The following is a 15,184-nucleotide window of genomic DNA, read 5'->3' on the forward strand; positions in this document are numbered from 1 at the left end:
GGCCGGGGACATCGCGCTTCCCAGCGCTTTGGGAGTCAGCCGAGCGCCGCGAGCCAGCGGTAGGCCTGCTGCTCCCACTCGCCGTATCGATCCGGGTAGGCGGAGATCTGCACCGCCTGGGCGGCGTCGGTGAACGAGAGGCTCTCCCAGCCCGGGACGTCGAGCAGGCCGCGGGTCGCGGTGCCGTTGGGATCGGCCGCTCCGCCGAAGAAGGTCGCGATCGACCGCGAGGGGTCGCGGACCTGATCGGGAGTTCCCCACCCGGTGCTCGGGCGCTGTTGGAAGAGTCCGAGCGAGTCCCGGTCACCCCAGTCGAGATTCCGGATCCAGGACTCGACCATCGCCGTCGCCAACGCGATCGCGATACCGCGGTCGGGGACCCCGCGTTCCCGGCCGACCTGGATGATCAGGCGCGCGTTCGCGATCTGCTCGGCGTCGAGGCCGAGCTCGGGGAGCGCGGCAGTCTGCACGGCGGGTGCGGCAGCGGCGCCGGGGATCACCAGCTCCTGCCCGGGATAGATGATCGAGGCGCGATCGAGTCCGTTGGCGGCGAGCACCGCGTCGAGCCCCAGACCATGGACGCTCGCGATCGCCGACAGTGTGTCGCCAGCAGTGACGGTGTGCGTCGCTGCGGCGATGGGGGTGACCGGCGCAACGCTTGCGGCAGCCGGTGCGGCCGCGCTGCTCGCGCCCGCCGGGACCGTGAGGGTCTGTCCAGGGAAGATCACGGCGCCGTCGTCGAGCCCGTTGGCCGCGAGGAGCGCCTTGACGCCGATGCCGTTCGCCTGCGCGATAGACCACGGGGTGTCGCCGTTCGAGACGGTGTGGGTTTTCCCTGCGGGGGCAGGCGTGGTGACGGGATCGGCGGCCGGAGCTGCGGAGGGCGCGTCACCGGCCAACCGGATGCGGTCACCGGGACGGATGACCGACGCCCAGTCGAGACCGTTCCAGGCCAGCAGGTCGGCCGTGCGCAGCCCGTAGACGGAGGCGATCCGGCTGATCGTGTCGCCGAGCACGACCGTGTGCTCGGCGGGCCGGGTCGAGAGCGGACGCGACGTCATGCCGCTGTTGGCGGGCGCGGTCCGGAACGCCGAGCCGGGTGTCGCCTCGCGTTGCGCCGTCTCGGCGGTCGGTGCCGCTGCGGCAGGCTGGGTCGTCAGGCTCAGCGCGATCGACCCGACGACGGCGGGCGCGATGGTGCCGCGCCAGCGGTGTCGCGGGCGGTGCGGGGCGGAGATCGAGTCGCGGCGCACGGAGGGTCCCTTCTCGGAGGTCTTCGAAACGCTGACATGTCGCTGTGAGACGTGTCAACCGAAGTGACGCGTGTGACTGGTGTGAATGAGGGTCTCGGGGCGAGCCGTCACCCAGGTCGGAAGTGACATAGTGAGAGGGTGAGCACTCCCGATTACCCCGTCGTTCCCGTGTCCTGGCTGGCGCTGCCCGAGGTCGTCGAGCTGACGGGCGAGACGCTCAGTCGCGTCCGCCGACTCCTCGATGAGAATCACCTCATCGGGTCGCGCCGCGACGGCGTCTTCCGCATTCCGGAGGCGTTCTTCATCGACGGCGCGCCGCTCTCGTCGCTCCGCGGCACCATCACCGTTCTGCACGACGCCGGGTTTTCTGACGACGAGGCGATCGATTGGCTGTTCGCCACCGAGGACTCGATCGGCGCGGCCCCCATCGCCGCCCTGCGCGCGGGGCGCAAGACCGAGGTTCGTCGGGTCGCTCAAACCCTCGCCTGAGTCTGTCGGATCAGGCGGTCCTGCGGATCGCTGCGTCGGCGATCTCGCGGAGCGTGGCGACCTCGGCGTCACCGATCGGTGCGGAACCGATGGCTGCATCCGCCAGTGCGGCGAGACGATCGATCTCACCCTCGAGCCGCTGAACAGCCCCGCTGTCCTCGATGACTCGCTGCAGCCGGGCGATGGTCGTCTCATCGAGCGCCCGATCGCCGAGCGCCGCGTCGAGGTCGGCCCGGCCGGCCTCGTCCATCGCCTCGCGGGCATAGGCGATGAGGACCGTCCGCTTGCCTTCGCGGAGGTCGTCGCCCGACGGCTTGCCCGTCACCGATGAATCGCCGAAGACCCCGAGGATGTCGTCGCGCAGCTGGAACGCGAGCCCGACGGCGTGCCCGAACTCGGCGAGGGCTTCGCGCTGAGCCGGTGCCGCGCCGCCGAGGGCCGCACCGATCAGGAGCGGCTGCTGCACGCTGTAGCGGGCCGACTTGTACGACGCGACGCGCAACGCGCGCGCGGCGTGGTCGTCGTCGGGCGCGGTGGCCCAGGCGGCTTCCTCCGCGACGTCGAGGTACTGGCCGACCGTGACGTCGCGTCGCATGGTCGCGTACTGACGGCGGACGTCCGACGCGCGCGGATGACCGTCGACGGCGTCTTCGAGGAGGTCGTCGCTCCAGGCGATGAGCAGGTCGCCGAGCAGGATCGCCGCGGCGCGACCGAAGGCGTCGGCGTCGCCCAGCCATCCCGAGCGGCGATGAGCGTCCTCGAGGGCCCGGTGAGCCGCGGGGCGGCCGCGTCGGGTGTCGGAGTTGTCGACAAGATCGTCGTGCACCAGTGCGGCGGCGTGGAAGATCTCCAGCGAGGCCGCGACGCCGGCGATGTCGGCATCGTGAGCGGAGCCGCCGGCTGCCGCATGGCCGGCCGAGAGGAAGCGGGCACGGAGCCGTTTTCCGCCGGCGACGGCGGCGAGGGCGCGGTCGACGAAATCCACTGCCTCGGCGCCGAGATCGGCGACCTCGGCCCGCCGATCCGACGCGAAGCTTTCCAGTCGCTGGGAAACGGTCGAGATCGGGTCGGCGGAGCTCGTCACAGGCCTAGCCTAGTTCTCATCAGCGCGCGTAGAATCGGGCGCACCGGTACCCGAACAGAGGGGGATGCATGCCACTGTCAGAACAGGAGCAGCGGCTGCTCGACGAGATGGAACGCCATCTCATGCGCAATGAAGCAGACGTCGTCAGTGCTCCGCGCGAAGGCCAGTCCCTCAGCTACCGCAACATCGTCTACGGTGCCGTCCTCGTCCTTCTCGGCCTCGGCGGTCTGATCGCCGGCGTCTCGAGCAGCATCATCGCGATCGGCGTCGTCGCCTTCCTCATCATGGTGGGGGGCGTCGTGCTGGCGCTGACACCGTCTCGGAACGGAACAGCGAGCCGACCGACCGCCACGACCGGTACGCGTAAGCCGGCCCCCCGATCGTCGAACTTCATGGATCGCATGAACGACCGATGGGACCGTCGTAACGGCGAACGCTGACGCATCCCGCTTCGCTTTCAGAGCACCGACCTCCGGGTCGGTGCTCTTTTTTGTGCCCGGGGGGAGTGGAGAGCCGTATAGCCATAGTGAAGTGGAGGAAAGTGGAGTAAAGTGGTGCGCATCGACGGGCCGGGAGGGGGTGGTGGAGCACCATGCTTCTCGGCACGCACACCCCCAAGCTCGACGAGAAGGGCCGCGTCATCCTCCCCGCCAAATTCCGCGACGACCTCGGCCCCGGTGTCGTCGTGACGCGCGGGCAGGAGCGGTGCCTCTACGTGTTCAGCACCGTGGAGTTCGAGCGCGTGTACGAGCGGATCCGCGAAGCGCCTCTGACGAACAAGCAGGCACGTGACTTCCAGCGCATGTTCCTCTCGGGTGCGAGCGCCGAGAAGCCCGACAGCCAGAACCGCATCACCGTGCCGCCTCACCTGCGCACCTACGCGGGACTCGGGCGCGAGCTGGTCATGACCGGTGTCGGCGCGCATGCCGAGATCTGGGATGCCGATGCCTGGAACGCCTACGCGGCCGGGAACGAGGACGCGTACTCCGACATGGAGCAGGAGGTGATCCCGGGACTCTTCTGAACCGTGGCCGTGATCCTCAGCCGCTGGCCCTGACGCACTTCCCCGGTGTCAGGTCGCAGCGGAGGGGGATCAGGGCTCCGGGCCCGTCCCACGACGACCATGACGAACGACGACATCCACACCCCCGTCCTGCTCGACCGCTGCGTCGAGCTGCTCGCCCCTGCGCTCCAGCGGGAGGGCGCGGTCGTCGTCGACGCCACCGAAGGCATGGGCGGCCACTCCGAGGCGCTCCTCGCGCGGTTCCCCGGCGCCCGGCTCGTCGGCCTCGACCGCGACACCGACGCCTTGCGCATCGCGGGCGAGCGGCTCGCCCGATTCGGGGAGCGCGTCGACCTCGTCCACACCGTCTACGACGGCATCCGGGAGGCGCTGGACTCCGTCGGCATCCGCCGAGTCGACGGCATCCTCTTCGATCTCGGCGTCTCGTCGCTGCAGCTCGACGAGGCCGACCGCGGATTCGCGTACGCGCAGGACGCGCCCCTCGACATGCGTATGGACCAGACCGCGGGCACGACCGCGGCAGAGATCCTCGCGACGTACAGCGAAGGCAACCTGCGCCGCATCTTCGAGCGCTACGGCGAGGAGAAGCTGGCGGGCCGATACGCGCGAGCGATCATCGAGGCTCGCGGCCGCGCGCCGCTCACCCGGTCCGGCGAGCTCGTCGACGTCCTCATCGCCGCAACCCCGGTCGCCGTCCAGCGCGACCGATCCGGGCACCCCGCGAAGCGCGTCTTCCAGGCGCTCCGCATCGAGGTCAACGCCGAGCTGGCCGTGCTCGAACGCGCTCTGCCCGCGGCGCTCGACGCGCTGGCCGTCGGCGGGCGCATCGTCGTCATGTCGTACCAGTCGCTCGAGGATCGCGCGGTCAAGCGCGTCCTGGCCGACGCATCGTCGTCGACCGCGCCCAGCGGCCTCCCCGTCGAGCTCCCCGAGCACGCACCGCGGTTCCGGCTGCTGGTCCGTGGGGCGGAGCTGGCCTCCGAGGAAGAACGTGAACGCAATCCCCGCGCGAAGCCGGTCCGGCTGCGCGCGGCGGAACGGATGAGGGAGGCCTCGTGACTGCCGACAACACCGCCCGCATCCCTTCTCCGCTGGGTGACGACTTCTTCGCGAGCGTGCCCGGTCGGCTGCCTCGCGAGGGGGAGCGCGACCGCCAGCGCGATCTGCGGCTGGTCACCGGCGTCGCGCGCCGTCACCGCCCGCGCATGCTCTACGGCGTCATCGCCGTGTCGGGCGCCGTGCTCATCGGCGCAGTCCAGATGGGCCTGTCGATCCTCACCACGCAGACCTCCTACGAGATCTCCGCGCTCTCGCAGCAGCAGCGCCAGCTCACCTGGCAGAAGCAGATCATCCAGGACGATCTCGCCGGGCTCGCGTCCCCGCAGTACCTCGCGGCGAACGCCACCGCACTGGGCATGGTCATCGCCGAATCGCCGAGCTACCTGCGGCTCAGCGACGGCGCCGTCCTCGGCGCTGCGAGCGCGGCGGGATCGCACTCGAACGTCGACGCGCTCGGACGCGCGGCCGTCGCGAACTCGCTGGTCGCCGGCGTGCCCCTCATCACCGACCCCGCCGCGAGCCTCGAGACCGGCACGAGCACCGACGAGCTGGTCGGTGCCGATCGTGCGACACCCCCGCCCGTCGCCGACGGATTGCCCGCCCCGAGCACACACTGAGAACCATGACGACACGAGCCACCCGCAGTCCGCGCCGCCGTACGGTCGTCGCACTCCTCGTCGTCCTCATCGTCCTCGTCGCATTCATCGTGCGGCTCGTCGACATCCAGGTCGTGAACGCCGACGAGCACGAGGCCGATGCCCGGAACCTCGCGATGGAGGCCGGGACCGAGCTGTTCGGGACGCGCGGCGACATCACCGACACCAACGGAGCTCCTCTCGCGACGACGACCTCCGTCTACGACGCGAAGATCGACCCCAAGCTCGCGGCCAGCGGGATCAAGCGGAAGAACGACGACGGTCAGACCGTCACCGTCACGTGGCCCGAACTGGCGGTCGAGATCGCCGCGGTGACCGGGCAGGATGCCGCCGAGGTCGAGAGCATCGTCACGACCGCCGTCGCCGCCGACCCGGAGTCGCGCTTCGCCTACCTCGAACGCGGGATCTCGACGGCCCAGTACCGCGCACTCGCCGATCTCAAGCTTCCGTTCGTCGGCTTCGACCCCCACCCCCACCGGACGTACCCCGACGGAGCGGTCGCGGGCAACGTCATCGGATTCGTCGGGTCGGACGAGACCCCGCTCGAGGGCATGGAGTCGCTGCAGAACTCGTGTCTGCAGAGCAGCGATGGCAGGGTGCGCTACATGCGCGGCCTCGATGGCGTCGTGATCCCGGGAACCGAGACCGAGGACCCCGCGCCCGTCAACGGCGGCACCCTGCGCCTCACGATCGATCGCGATCTGCAGTGGTACATGCAGCAGCTGATCGCCGAGCAGACGCAGAACCTCGGAGCCGAGAGCGGCTCGATCCTCGTCGTCGAGGTCGCGACGGGCAAGATCCGCGCCGCGGCCGAGTACCCCAGCGTCGACCTCAACGACATCGCGGCATCCGATCCCGCCGACCGCGGCAGCCGCCTCTTCCGCGACTCGTACGAGCCGGGATCGACGTTCAAGCCCGTCACGGCCGCCACCGCGATCGAGGCGGCGGGACTGACCCCGCTGTCGACCGCATGGTCGCCCGATCGGATGGAGTTCCCCAACGGCGCCGTCGTCAACGACTCCGAGCATCACGAGGCTCAGAACCTGACGCTCACCGGCGGACTCGTCACCTCCTCGAACGTCGCGCTCTCGCAGTTCGGCTCGCAGGTCGACCCCGAGACGCGGCTCGAGTACCTCAAGAAGTTCGGCGTCGGCGAGGGCACGGCACTCAACTGGTCGGGGGAGCCCAAGGGCACCTACATCCCGACGGATCAGTGGGACAACCAGACCTACTACACGACGACGTTCGGCCAGGCCTTCACGGTGACCGCCCCGCAGGTGGCATCCGTCTACCAGACGATCGCGAACGGCGGTGTGCGGGAGCCCCTGAGCCTCGTGGAGTCGTGCACGGCCGCCGACGGAACGGTGACCGAACCCGACCTCCCGGAGCCGGTGCGCGTGATTCAGGAGAGCACGGCCAGCCAGGTCAGCGAGATGCTCGAGAACGTCTTCGCACAGGGCACGCTCGCCGACGACATCGCGATTCCGGGCTACCGGATGGCAGGCAAGACCGGTACCGCCCAGAAGGTCGACCCGAACACCGGCGCCTACAAGGACAACCTGTACTACACGTCTCTGGTGGGCTACGCGCCGGCCGACGATCCGAAGTATGTTGTCCTGACGGCATTCGACGAGCCGAAGACCCTGCGTCTGTCGGCAGCCAACCGGCCGGCGTTCCAGAAGGCGATGACCCAGGTGCTCAAGCACTACCGGATCATGCCGTCCGACTCGCAGACGCCGCTGCTCCCCGTGACCCAGTGACGCGCATGAGCGCGTCCGAGGATTGAACATGATCTCCCTCCCGTTGTCCGACATCGCCCGCGTGCTCTCGGGCACCCTCCACCTCGCCGGTGGCGACGGCCCCGATACCCGCGTCGGCGGAACGGTCGACACGGACTCGCGCAACATCGGCCCCGGCGACGTGTTCGTAGCCAAGCCGGGCGACGCGACCGACGGGCACCTGTTCGTTCCGGCCGCGGCCGAGGCCGGCGCGGCACTCGCGATCGTCGAGCACCTCGTCGACGCCGAGATCACGCAGATCGTCGTGTCCGACGCGGTGACGGCGCTCGCGGACCTCGCTCGCGAGGTCGTCGGACGCGTCCGCGCTGCGGGAGGCCTTCGCGTCGTGGGCATCACCGGGTCGAACGGCAAGACCACGACGAAGAACCTGCTCGCTCGCATCCTCGAGGGGGAGGGGCCCACGGTCGCGCCGCGGGCCTCGTTCAACAACTCCGTCGGTGCGCCGCTGACCATGCTCCGCGTCGCGGACGACACCCGCTACCTGGTGAGCGAGTTCGGCGCCGACGGCTCGGGCCAGATCGCGCGTCTCGCGGGTCTCGTGACGCCGGACGTGGGTGTGGTCCTCATGGTCGGGATGGCGCACGCCGGCGGTTTCGGCGGTGTGGAGGCGACCCTCAAGGCCAAGACCGAGCTGGTCGAGGCGGTCCGCGCCGGCGGCGTGGCAGTCCTCAACGCCGACGATGCGCGTGTCGCGACGATGGCGGCCGTCGCCGAGGCCCGAGGCGTTCGTGTCCGCTGGTTCGGACGCGGTTCGGCGGCAGAGGTGCGCGCCGACGACGTCGAGGTCGACGCATCGGGCACGTCATGCGTGATCACGGTCGGCGAGCAGCGGATGCCGTTGCGACTGCGGGTACTCGGCGAGCACCACGTCATGAACGCGCTGGCGGCGATCACCGCCGCGCTCGAACTGGGCGTGACCCTCGAGAACGCCGTCGCGCGGCTCGAGACCGTCGAGCTGGCCGAGCGCTGGCGGATGCAGCCGCTCGGTTCCGAGTCGGTCCGCATCATCAACGACGCCTATAACGCGAGCCCGGACTCGATGGCCGCGGCTCTGCGCACCCTGGCGCAGATCACTCAGACGGGTGAACGCAAGGTCGCCGTGCTCGGCGCGATGAGCGAGCTCGGCGAGTTCGCCGGCGACGAGCACGACCGCGTCGGCCTTCAGGCGGTCCGTCTGCGGATCGAGCGCATCGTCGTCGTCGGGGCAGAGGCCCGGCGGCTCTACCTCGCCGCGATCGGGGAGGGCTCGTGGGACGGCGAGGCGGTGTTCTTCGCGGACGTCGATGCCGCGTACGACTACCTGATCGAGGAGCTCCGCGCCGGGGACCGTGTGCTCGTGAAGTCGTCGAACTCCGCGGGACTGCGGCACCTCGGCGATCGTCTGGGAGAATTCTTCTCGTGAGATCCCTGCTGACGGCCGCGACGATCTCGCTCGCGTTCACACTCTTCCTGACCCCCCTGTTCATCCGGCTCTTCGAGAAGCTGGGCTGGGGACAGGTCATCCGCACGCCCGACGATGCGACTAACCCGAGTCACCACGCCAAGCGCGGAACGCCCACCATGGGCGGCATCATCTTCATCATCGGCACGATCGTCGGATACCTCGTCGGCACGCTGACCGGAGGAGCGCCCCCGTCGATGTCGGGGCTGCTCGTGATCTGGATGATGGTCGGGCTCGGGATCGTCGGTTTCATCGACGACTACATGAAGGTCCGGTCGCAGCGCAGCCTCGGTCTGTCGGGCTGGCGGAAGGTCGCCGGCCAGGTGATCGTGGCCGTGTCGTTCGGCGTCCTCGCCCTGCTCGTCCCCAACCACGGCGGTCAGCCGGTGGGACGTCCGTTCATCTCGCTGTTCCGCGACATCGACTGGCTGTCGTTCATGGCTCTCGGCGGCGTCGCCGGGTGGCTCCTCTACCTCGCGTGGATCTCGTTCCAGGCCGTCGCATGGTCGAACGCGACCAATCTCACCGACGGCCTCGACGGACTCGCGACCGGGGCGGGGATCTTCACCGTCTCGGCTTACAGCCTGGTGACCTTCTGGCAGTTCCAGCAGCGGTGCGCGAGCGGCGCCCTCGTGCCGGCCTACGAGACGGCGTGCTACACGACCAACGACCCGATGGACCTCACGATCATCTCCGCGTCCTTCGTCGGCGCACTCGTCGGGTTCCTCTGGTGGAACGCGCCGAAGGCCAAGATCTTCATGGGCGACGTCGGCTCGATGGCGATCGGCGGCGTCATCGTCGCCATGGCGGTGCTCTCGCGCACCGAGCTCCTGGCGGTCATCATCGCGGGCGTCTTCATCATCGCTCCCGGATCGGTCATCCTCCAGCGCTACTACTTCAAGGCCACGGGCGGTAAGCGTCTGTTCCTCATGAGCCCGTTCCACCACCATCTGGAGATGCGCGGATGGCCGGAGGTGACGATCGTCGTCCGGATGTGGATCATCGCGGGCATGCTCGCCGTGGGCGGCGTCGGGCTCTTCTACGTCGCGTGGCTGGCCGCGGTATGACCGCGCGTCTGAACGACCTGACGAGCTGGAACTCCGACTGGCGCGGGCTCCGCGTCGTGGTCCTCGGGCTCTCGGTCACCGGCTTCTCCGTGGCCGACACCCTCGCCGAGCTCGGTGCGGACGTGCTCGTGGCGACCGAGGGCGCGGACGCCGAGTACGCCCGTCTGCTGCCCGTCATCGGAGCGAAGCTCTACGACGGCTCGCTGCAGAGCGTCCCCGACGCCGTCGCGGCGCACGCGCCCGAGATCGTCGTCGCGTCGCCCGGCTTCCCCCCGCATCACCCCGTCATCCGGTGGGCTCGAGAGAGCGGCATCGCCGTGTGGGGCGACATCGAGCTGGCGTGGCGCGTGCGCGACAAGGTCGTCCGGCCCGACGGGAACCCGGCCGATTGGGTGCTCATCACGGGCACGAACGGCAAGACGACGACGACGCAGCTCACGGCGGCGATGCTCGCCGCGGGCGGGCTGCGGGCCGCGCCCTGCGGCAACATCGGCGTCCCGGTGCTCGACGCGGTCCGCGATCCGGGCGGTTTCGACGTCCTCGTCGTCGAGGTGTCGAGCCATCAGCTCTGGTACCTCGGCCTGGCCGAAGGCCCCGATCGGCTGTCGCCGCACGCGAGCGTCTGCCTGAATCTCGCCGACGATCACCTCGAATGGCACGGCTCGTTCGCGGCCTACCGTGACGCGAAGGCCGTGGTCTACGAGAACACCCGCGTCGCGTGCGTCTACAACAAAGCGGATGCCGCTACGCGTGAGATGGTCGAGGAGGCTGAGGTGGTCGAGGGCTGCCGCGCCATCGGATTCGATCTCGGCGTGCCCGGTCCCAGCGATCTCGGCCTCGTCGACGGCATCCTCGTCGACCGGGCGTTCCACGAGGACCGCCACGCGTCGGCGCTCGAACTGACGACGGTCGCGGAGCTCGCCGCGCGTGACCTCGCCGCTCCGCACATCGTCGCGAACATCCTCGCGGCCGCCGCCCTCGCGCGCTCGCTCGACGTCGAGCCGGCGGCGATCCGCGCGGCGGTGCTGGCGTTCCGCCTCGATCCGCATCGGATCGAAGTGGTGGCCCGAGTTGCGGGTGTGACCTGGGTCGACGACTCGAAGGCCACGAACCCGCACGCGGCCGCGTCATCGCTGGCCGCCTTCCCCGGGGCGATCTGGGTCGTGGGCGGACTGCTCAAGGGCGTCGACATCTCGGCGCTCGTCGCCGGACGCGGTGCCGCCGCCAAAGCGGCCATCGTCATCGGCGAGGACCGCGGAGCCGTGCTCGCCGCGTTCGCGCGACACGCCCCGGCGGTTCCGGTGATCGAGGTCGAGGCGACTCAGACTGAGGATGTCATGGCACGGGTCGTCGAACTGGCGGCCGGGGTGGCCGGTGACGGGGACGTCGTGCTCCTCGCCCCCGCAGCTGCCTCGTTCGATCAGTTCGCCTCGTACGCAGACCGCGGTCGTCGCTTCGCGGAGGCCGTGCGCGAACGGATCGGAAGGGGAGACGGTGACCACGACGCCGAGCCGCCCGACGCCGCCACCGACCAACCTCGCTGACGAGAGCCCGACGCGGAGCGGTTTCGCGGCACGTGTGTCGCTCGGACGCGTCTTCGCGCCGGTCCCGAGCGAGTTCCTCTTGCTCGCTTCGACCGCTCTCATCCTCACGGGTTTCGGTCTCGTCATGGTCCTGTCGGCCACGATGGCGACCGCCAATGCGAGTCCCTTCGAGACAGTGCTCAAGCAGGCGGTCTTCGCGCTCCTCGGTATACCGCTGATGTTCATCGCCAGCCGGATGCCGCTGCGTTTCTGGAAGCGCATCGCGTGGCCGGCGCTCATCGCCGGAATCATGCTCCAGCTGCTCGTCTTCGTGCCCGGACTGGGTGTGCACAACGACGGAAACACCAACTGGATCTCCGTCTTCGGGTTCCAGGCGCAGCCGTCCGAGTTCCTGAAGCTCGCGCTCGCGGTATGGCTCGGATTCGTTCTGTATCGGAAGCAGACGCTGCTGTCGAAGTGGCAGCACGTGTTCATCCCGGTCGTCCCGGTCGGCGCCCTCGTCATCGGCACCGTCATGGGCGGTCACGATCTCGGCACCGCGATGATCCTGATGGCGATCCTGCTCGGGTGCTTGTTCTTCTCCGGCGTCAAGCTGCGGCTGTTCGTCATTCCGCTGATCCTCGTGGTCGGCGCGGCCGCGGTGTTCGCCGTGACGAGCCCCAACCGCATGGCTCGCATCATGAGCTTCCTGAACGTCGATTCGACCGACTGCTACTTCGCGGATGCGGGCTCGTGCTACCAGCCGCTCCATGGTATCTGGGCGCTCGCCAGCGGCGGGATCTTCGGCCTCGGACTCGGCAACTCGCGGGAGAAGTACCAGTGGCTCCCCGCCGCAGCGAACGACTACATCTTCGCGATCGTGGGGGAGGAGCTCGGCCTCATCGGCTGCGCCGTCGTCCTCGCCCTGTTCGCGCTCTACGCCGTCGGCGCCTTCCACATCGTCCGCAAGACCCATGACCCGTTCGTGCGCATCGTCGCGGGCGGCATCACGATCTGGGTGGTCGGCCAGGCGCTCGTGAACATCGGCGTCGTCCTCCGCATCTTCCCCGTCCTGGGTGTGCCGCTGCCGTTCATGTCGCAGGGGGGCACCTCCCTCGTCTCGGGCCTTCTCGCCACCGGAGTGCTGCTCTCGTTCGCGCGGACGCTGCCCGTGCGGACTCCCGCCCTCGACGTGGCTGCAGGCGCGCGGCCGGTGCGACCCGCAGCCGCTCGGGCCGGTTCCGCCCGGCGGTAGGCTCGATCCGGTGACCACCTACCTTCTGGCGGGCGGCGGCACCGCGGGACACGTCAACCCGTTGCTCGCCGTGGCCGACGAACTGCGCGACCGACGCTCCGACGACACCGTTCTGGTGCTCGGAACACGCGAAGGGCTCGAGTCGCGCCTCGTGCCGCAGCGGGGCTACGAGCTGCTGATCGTCGACAAGGTGCCGTTCCCGCGGCGTCCGAACGGCGCTGCGGCGCGGTTCCCGGCGCGTTGGCTGCGTGCGGTCGCACAGGTCCGGACCTACATCCGCGAGCGTGGCGTCGACGTCGTCGCGGGCTTCGGCGGCTACGCGGCAGCGCCGGCATACGTCGCCGCGCGACGCGAGGGCGTGCCCTACGTCGTGCACGAGGCCAACGCGCGTCCCGGCCTCGCCAACGTGCTCGGTGCCCGAAGGGCGGCCGCGACCGGCATCGTCTTCGAGGGCACCCCCTTGCGCGGCGCGCAGGTCGTCGGGATGCCGCTCCGCCGCGAGATCGTCGATCTCGACCGGGCGGCGCGCCGGGCCGAGGCCGCCGCCGCCTTCGGACTCGATCCCGAACGCCCCGTCGTCCTCGTGTTCGGCGGCTCGCTGGGCGCGCGTCGGCTCAACGAAGCGCTGGCGGGATCGTGGTCCGACATCGTCGCCGCAGGCTGGCAGGTGCTGCACGCCGCGGGCGAGCGCAACGAGGTGTCCGACGCCTCGTCGCCGGACTACCGGGTGGTTCCGTATCTCGATCGGATGGATCTCGCGTTCGCGATCGCCGATGTCGTGGTCTCGCGCTCGGGCGCCGCGACCGTGAGCGAGGTCAGCGCGCTCGGCATCCCGGCGGTGTACGTCCCCTACGCGGTCGGCAACGGCGAGCAGGCGTTGAACGCGGCGGGACCGGTCCGCGCCGGCGCGGCACGCATCATCGACGACGCCGACTTCACGCCCGAGCGCGTGCGCTCGGAGATCGTGCCGCTGCTGACCGACGCCGAGGAGCTCGAACGGATGCGGCGCGCCGCCGGCTCGGTCGGCACGCGCGAGGGCGCGGCCAACGTCGTGGCGCTCCTCGACGCCGCGCAGCGACGCTGAGGGCGTGGCGGGCGGTCCTGTCAGCCGGGCGACCTAGACTTGACGGGTCATGATCAGACCCGACTTGAGCCTCCCGATCCCCGCCGACATCACTGCCGCGCACTTCATCGGCATCGGCGGATCGGGCATGTCCGGTCTCGCCGGGATGTTCCTCGACCGCGGCATCCGTGTGTCCGGGTCGGATCGCGCCGACAGCCCCGCTATGCGCGCACTCGCGGCGCGCGGAGCCGACGTCCACGTCGGTCACGATGCCGCCCATCTTCCCGATGACGCTGACACGGTCGTCCACACCGGCGCGATCTGGCCCGAGAACCCGGAGTTCCTCCTCGCCAAGGAGCGCGGGCTGCACGTCATCCACCGGTCGCAGGCGCTGCACTGGCTGATCGGCGGCCGGCGGCTCGTCTCGGTGGCGGGCGCACACGGCAAGACGACCTCGACCGGCATGATCGTGACGGCGCTGCGCGGTCTCGGTACGCGCCCGACCTTCGTCAACGGCGGCGTGATCGCCGACCTGGGGGTCTCCAGCGGCACCGGCGACGACGACGTCTTCGTCATCGAGGCCGACGAGTCCGACGGCACTTTCCTCCTGTACGACACCTCGATCGCGCTGATCACCAACGTCGACCCCGATCACCTGGATCACTGGGAGACCCGCGAAGCGTTCTACGACGGCTTCGTCCGGTTCGCCGATCGCGCCCGCGAAGCGGTCGTCGTGTCGGCAGACGATGCGGGGGCTGCCCGGGTCGCCGCCGCTGTGACGCACCGGCGCGTGATCACGTTCGGCGAAGCCGCCGATGCAGACGTGCGGCTGTCCGACATCGTGACGGAGGGACCGGTGTCGTTCTCGCTCACCGCGGGCGACGAGACGGTGCACGGACGACTGTCGGTCCCGGGGGCCCACAACGCGATGAACGCCGCGGGCGCGGTCGCCGTCCTGGTCGCCCTCGGGTACGAGCTCGAACGGGCCCTTCGCGCCGTCGAGGGGTTCGGCGGCACGGCGCGTCGATTCGAGCTGCACGGAGTGACCCGCGGCGTCAGCGTCTACGACGACTACGCCCATCACCCGACCGAAGTCGCCGCCGCGCTGTCCGCCGCCCGCACAGTCGTCGGCGGGGGGCGCATCATCGCCCTCCACCAGCCGCATACGTACTCGCGAACGCAGGAGATGTTCCGCGAGTTCGCCGATGTCCTCGAGACGCACGCCGATCACACGGTCGTCCTCGACGTCTACGGAGCCCGGGAAGACCCGGTCCCCGGTGTCACCGGCGAGCTCGTGAGCGGCGCGTTCGCCGATCCCGAGCACGTGCACTACGTGGCCGACTGGCAAGAGGCAGCCGACTACACGGCGGGTGTCGCACGCGACGGCGACTTCATCGTCACGCTGGGGTGCGGCAACGTGAACCTGATCGTCCCTCAGGTGCTCGACGCGCTCGCCCGGACGGAGCAGTAG

At 69.9% G+C, this 15,184-nt stretch carries 14 protein-coding genes; 12 read left to right on the forward strand and 2 right to left on the reverse strand.

Translation table 11 applies throughout. The annotated features are described in order from the left end of the window. Window positions 1-35: 35 nt before the first annotated feature. Window positions 36-1,196: a LysM peptidoglycan-binding domain-containing protein gene (locus AA0Y20_RS08665; protein ID WP_412939729.1), complete on the reverse strand. Its 1,161-nt coding sequence runs from the start codon at window positions 1,194-1,196 to the stop codon at window positions 36-38. A 195-nt stretch (window positions 1,197-1,391) separates the two neighbouring features. On the opposite strand from AA0Y20_RS08665, the gene AA0Y20_RS08670 reads away from it, so the two are divergent. After that, the gene (locus AA0Y20_RS08670; RefSeq protein ID WP_412938769.1) at window positions 1,392-1,742 is read left to right on the forward strand and encodes an Rv2175c family DNA-binding protein; all 351 of its coding nucleotides are present in this window, start codon (window positions 1,392-1,394) and stop codon (window positions 1,740-1,742) included. A 10-nt stretch (window positions 1,743-1,752) separates the two neighbouring features. On the opposite strand, the gene AA0Y20_RS08675 is transcribed toward AA0Y20_RS08670, so the two are convergent. Then, entirely contained in the window at window positions 1,753-2,826 is a 1,074-nt protein-coding gene (locus AA0Y20_RS08675) for a polyprenyl synthetase family protein (protein ID WP_412938771.1), read from the reverse strand. Window positions 2,827-2,894: 68 nt separating this feature from the next. On the opposite strand from AA0Y20_RS08675, the gene AA0Y20_RS08680 reads away from it, so the two are divergent. From AA0Y20_RS08680 to murC, 11 genes are all read left to right on the forward strand, one after another. Further along, on the forward strand, window positions 2,895-3,266 hold the full coding sequence (locus AA0Y20_RS08680) for a DUF3040 domain-containing protein (protein ID WP_412938772.1): 372 nt from the start codon (window positions 2,895-2,897) through the stop codon (window positions 3,264-3,266). A 152-nt stretch (window positions 3,267-3,418) separates the two neighbouring features. Next, window positions 3,419-3,850: a division/cell wall cluster transcriptional repressor MraZ gene (gene mraZ / locus AA0Y20_RS08685; protein ID WP_023951570.1), complete on the forward strand. Its 432-nt coding sequence runs from the start codon at window positions 3,419-3,421 to the stop codon at window positions 3,848-3,850. 99 nt (window positions 3,851-3,949) lie between these two features. Then, entirely contained in the window at window positions 3,950-4,909 is a 960-nt protein-coding gene (rsmH, locus tag AA0Y20_RS08690) for a 16S rRNA (cytosine(1402)-N(4))-methyltransferase RsmH (RefSeq protein ID WP_412938773.1), read from the forward strand. Beyond that, the gene (locus tag AA0Y20_RS08695; RefSeq protein ID WP_412938774.1) at window positions 4,906-5,526 is read left to right on the forward strand and encodes a hypothetical protein; all 621 of its coding nucleotides are present in this window, start codon (window positions 4,906-4,908) and stop codon (window positions 5,524-5,526) included. Before rsmH ends, AA0Y20_RS08695 begins: the two co-directional genes overlap by 4 nt. A gap of 5 nt (window positions 5,527-5,531) precedes the next feature. Continuing rightward, on the forward strand, window positions 5,532-7,325 hold the full coding sequence (locus tag AA0Y20_RS08700; RefSeq protein ID WP_412938775.1) for a peptidoglycan D,D-transpeptidase FtsI family protein: 1,794 nt from the start codon (window positions 5,532-5,534) through the stop codon (window positions 7,323-7,325). A gap of 28 nt (window positions 7,326-7,353) precedes the next feature. Then, on the forward strand, window positions 7,354-8,766 hold the full coding sequence (locus AA0Y20_RS08705) for a UDP-N-acetylmuramoyl-tripeptide--D-alanyl-D-alanine ligase (RefSeq protein WP_412938776.1): 1,413 nt from the start codon (window positions 7,354-7,356) through the stop codon (window positions 8,764-8,766). After that, window positions 8,763-9,872, forward strand: coding sequence for a phospho-N-acetylmuramoyl-pentapeptide-transferase (mraY, locus tag AA0Y20_RS08710; RefSeq protein WP_412938777.1), 1,110 nt, complete (start codon window positions 8,763-8,765; stop codon window positions 9,870-9,872). Before AA0Y20_RS08705 ends, mraY begins: the two co-directional genes overlap by 4 nt. Then, a complete protein-coding gene (murD, locus tag AA0Y20_RS08715) occupies window positions 9,869-11,416 on the forward strand; it encodes a UDP-N-acetylmuramoyl-L-alanine--D-glutamate ligase (protein ID WP_412938778.1) in 1,548 nt (515 codons plus the stop codon). The genes mraY and murD overlap by 4 nt, the downstream gene beginning before the upstream one ends. Then, the gene (gene ftsW, locus AA0Y20_RS08720) at window positions 11,367-12,650 is read left to right on the forward strand and encodes a putative lipid II flippase FtsW (protein ID WP_412938780.1); all 1,284 of its coding nucleotides are present in this window, start codon (window positions 11,367-11,369) and stop codon (window positions 12,648-12,650) included. The genes murD and ftsW overlap by 50 nt, the downstream gene beginning before the upstream one ends. Window positions 12,651-12,660: 10 nt before the next feature. Beyond that, window positions 12,661-13,734, forward strand: coding sequence for an undecaprenyldiphospho-muramoylpentapeptide beta-N-acetylglucosaminyltransferase (gene murG, locus AA0Y20_RS08725; protein ID WP_412938781.1), 1,074 nt, complete (start codon window positions 12,661-12,663; stop codon window positions 13,732-13,734). A 49-nt stretch (window positions 13,735-13,783) separates the two neighbouring features. Then, entirely contained in the window at window positions 13,784-15,184 is a 1,401-nt protein-coding gene (murC, locus tag AA0Y20_RS08730) for a UDP-N-acetylmuramate--L-alanine ligase (protein ID WP_412938783.1), read from the forward strand.

Source organism: Microbacterium pratiae (assembly GCF_047302165.1).
In the GTDB taxonomy this organism is placed as follows: domain Bacteria; phylum Actinomycetota; class Actinomycetes; order Actinomycetales; family Microbacteriaceae; genus Microbacterium.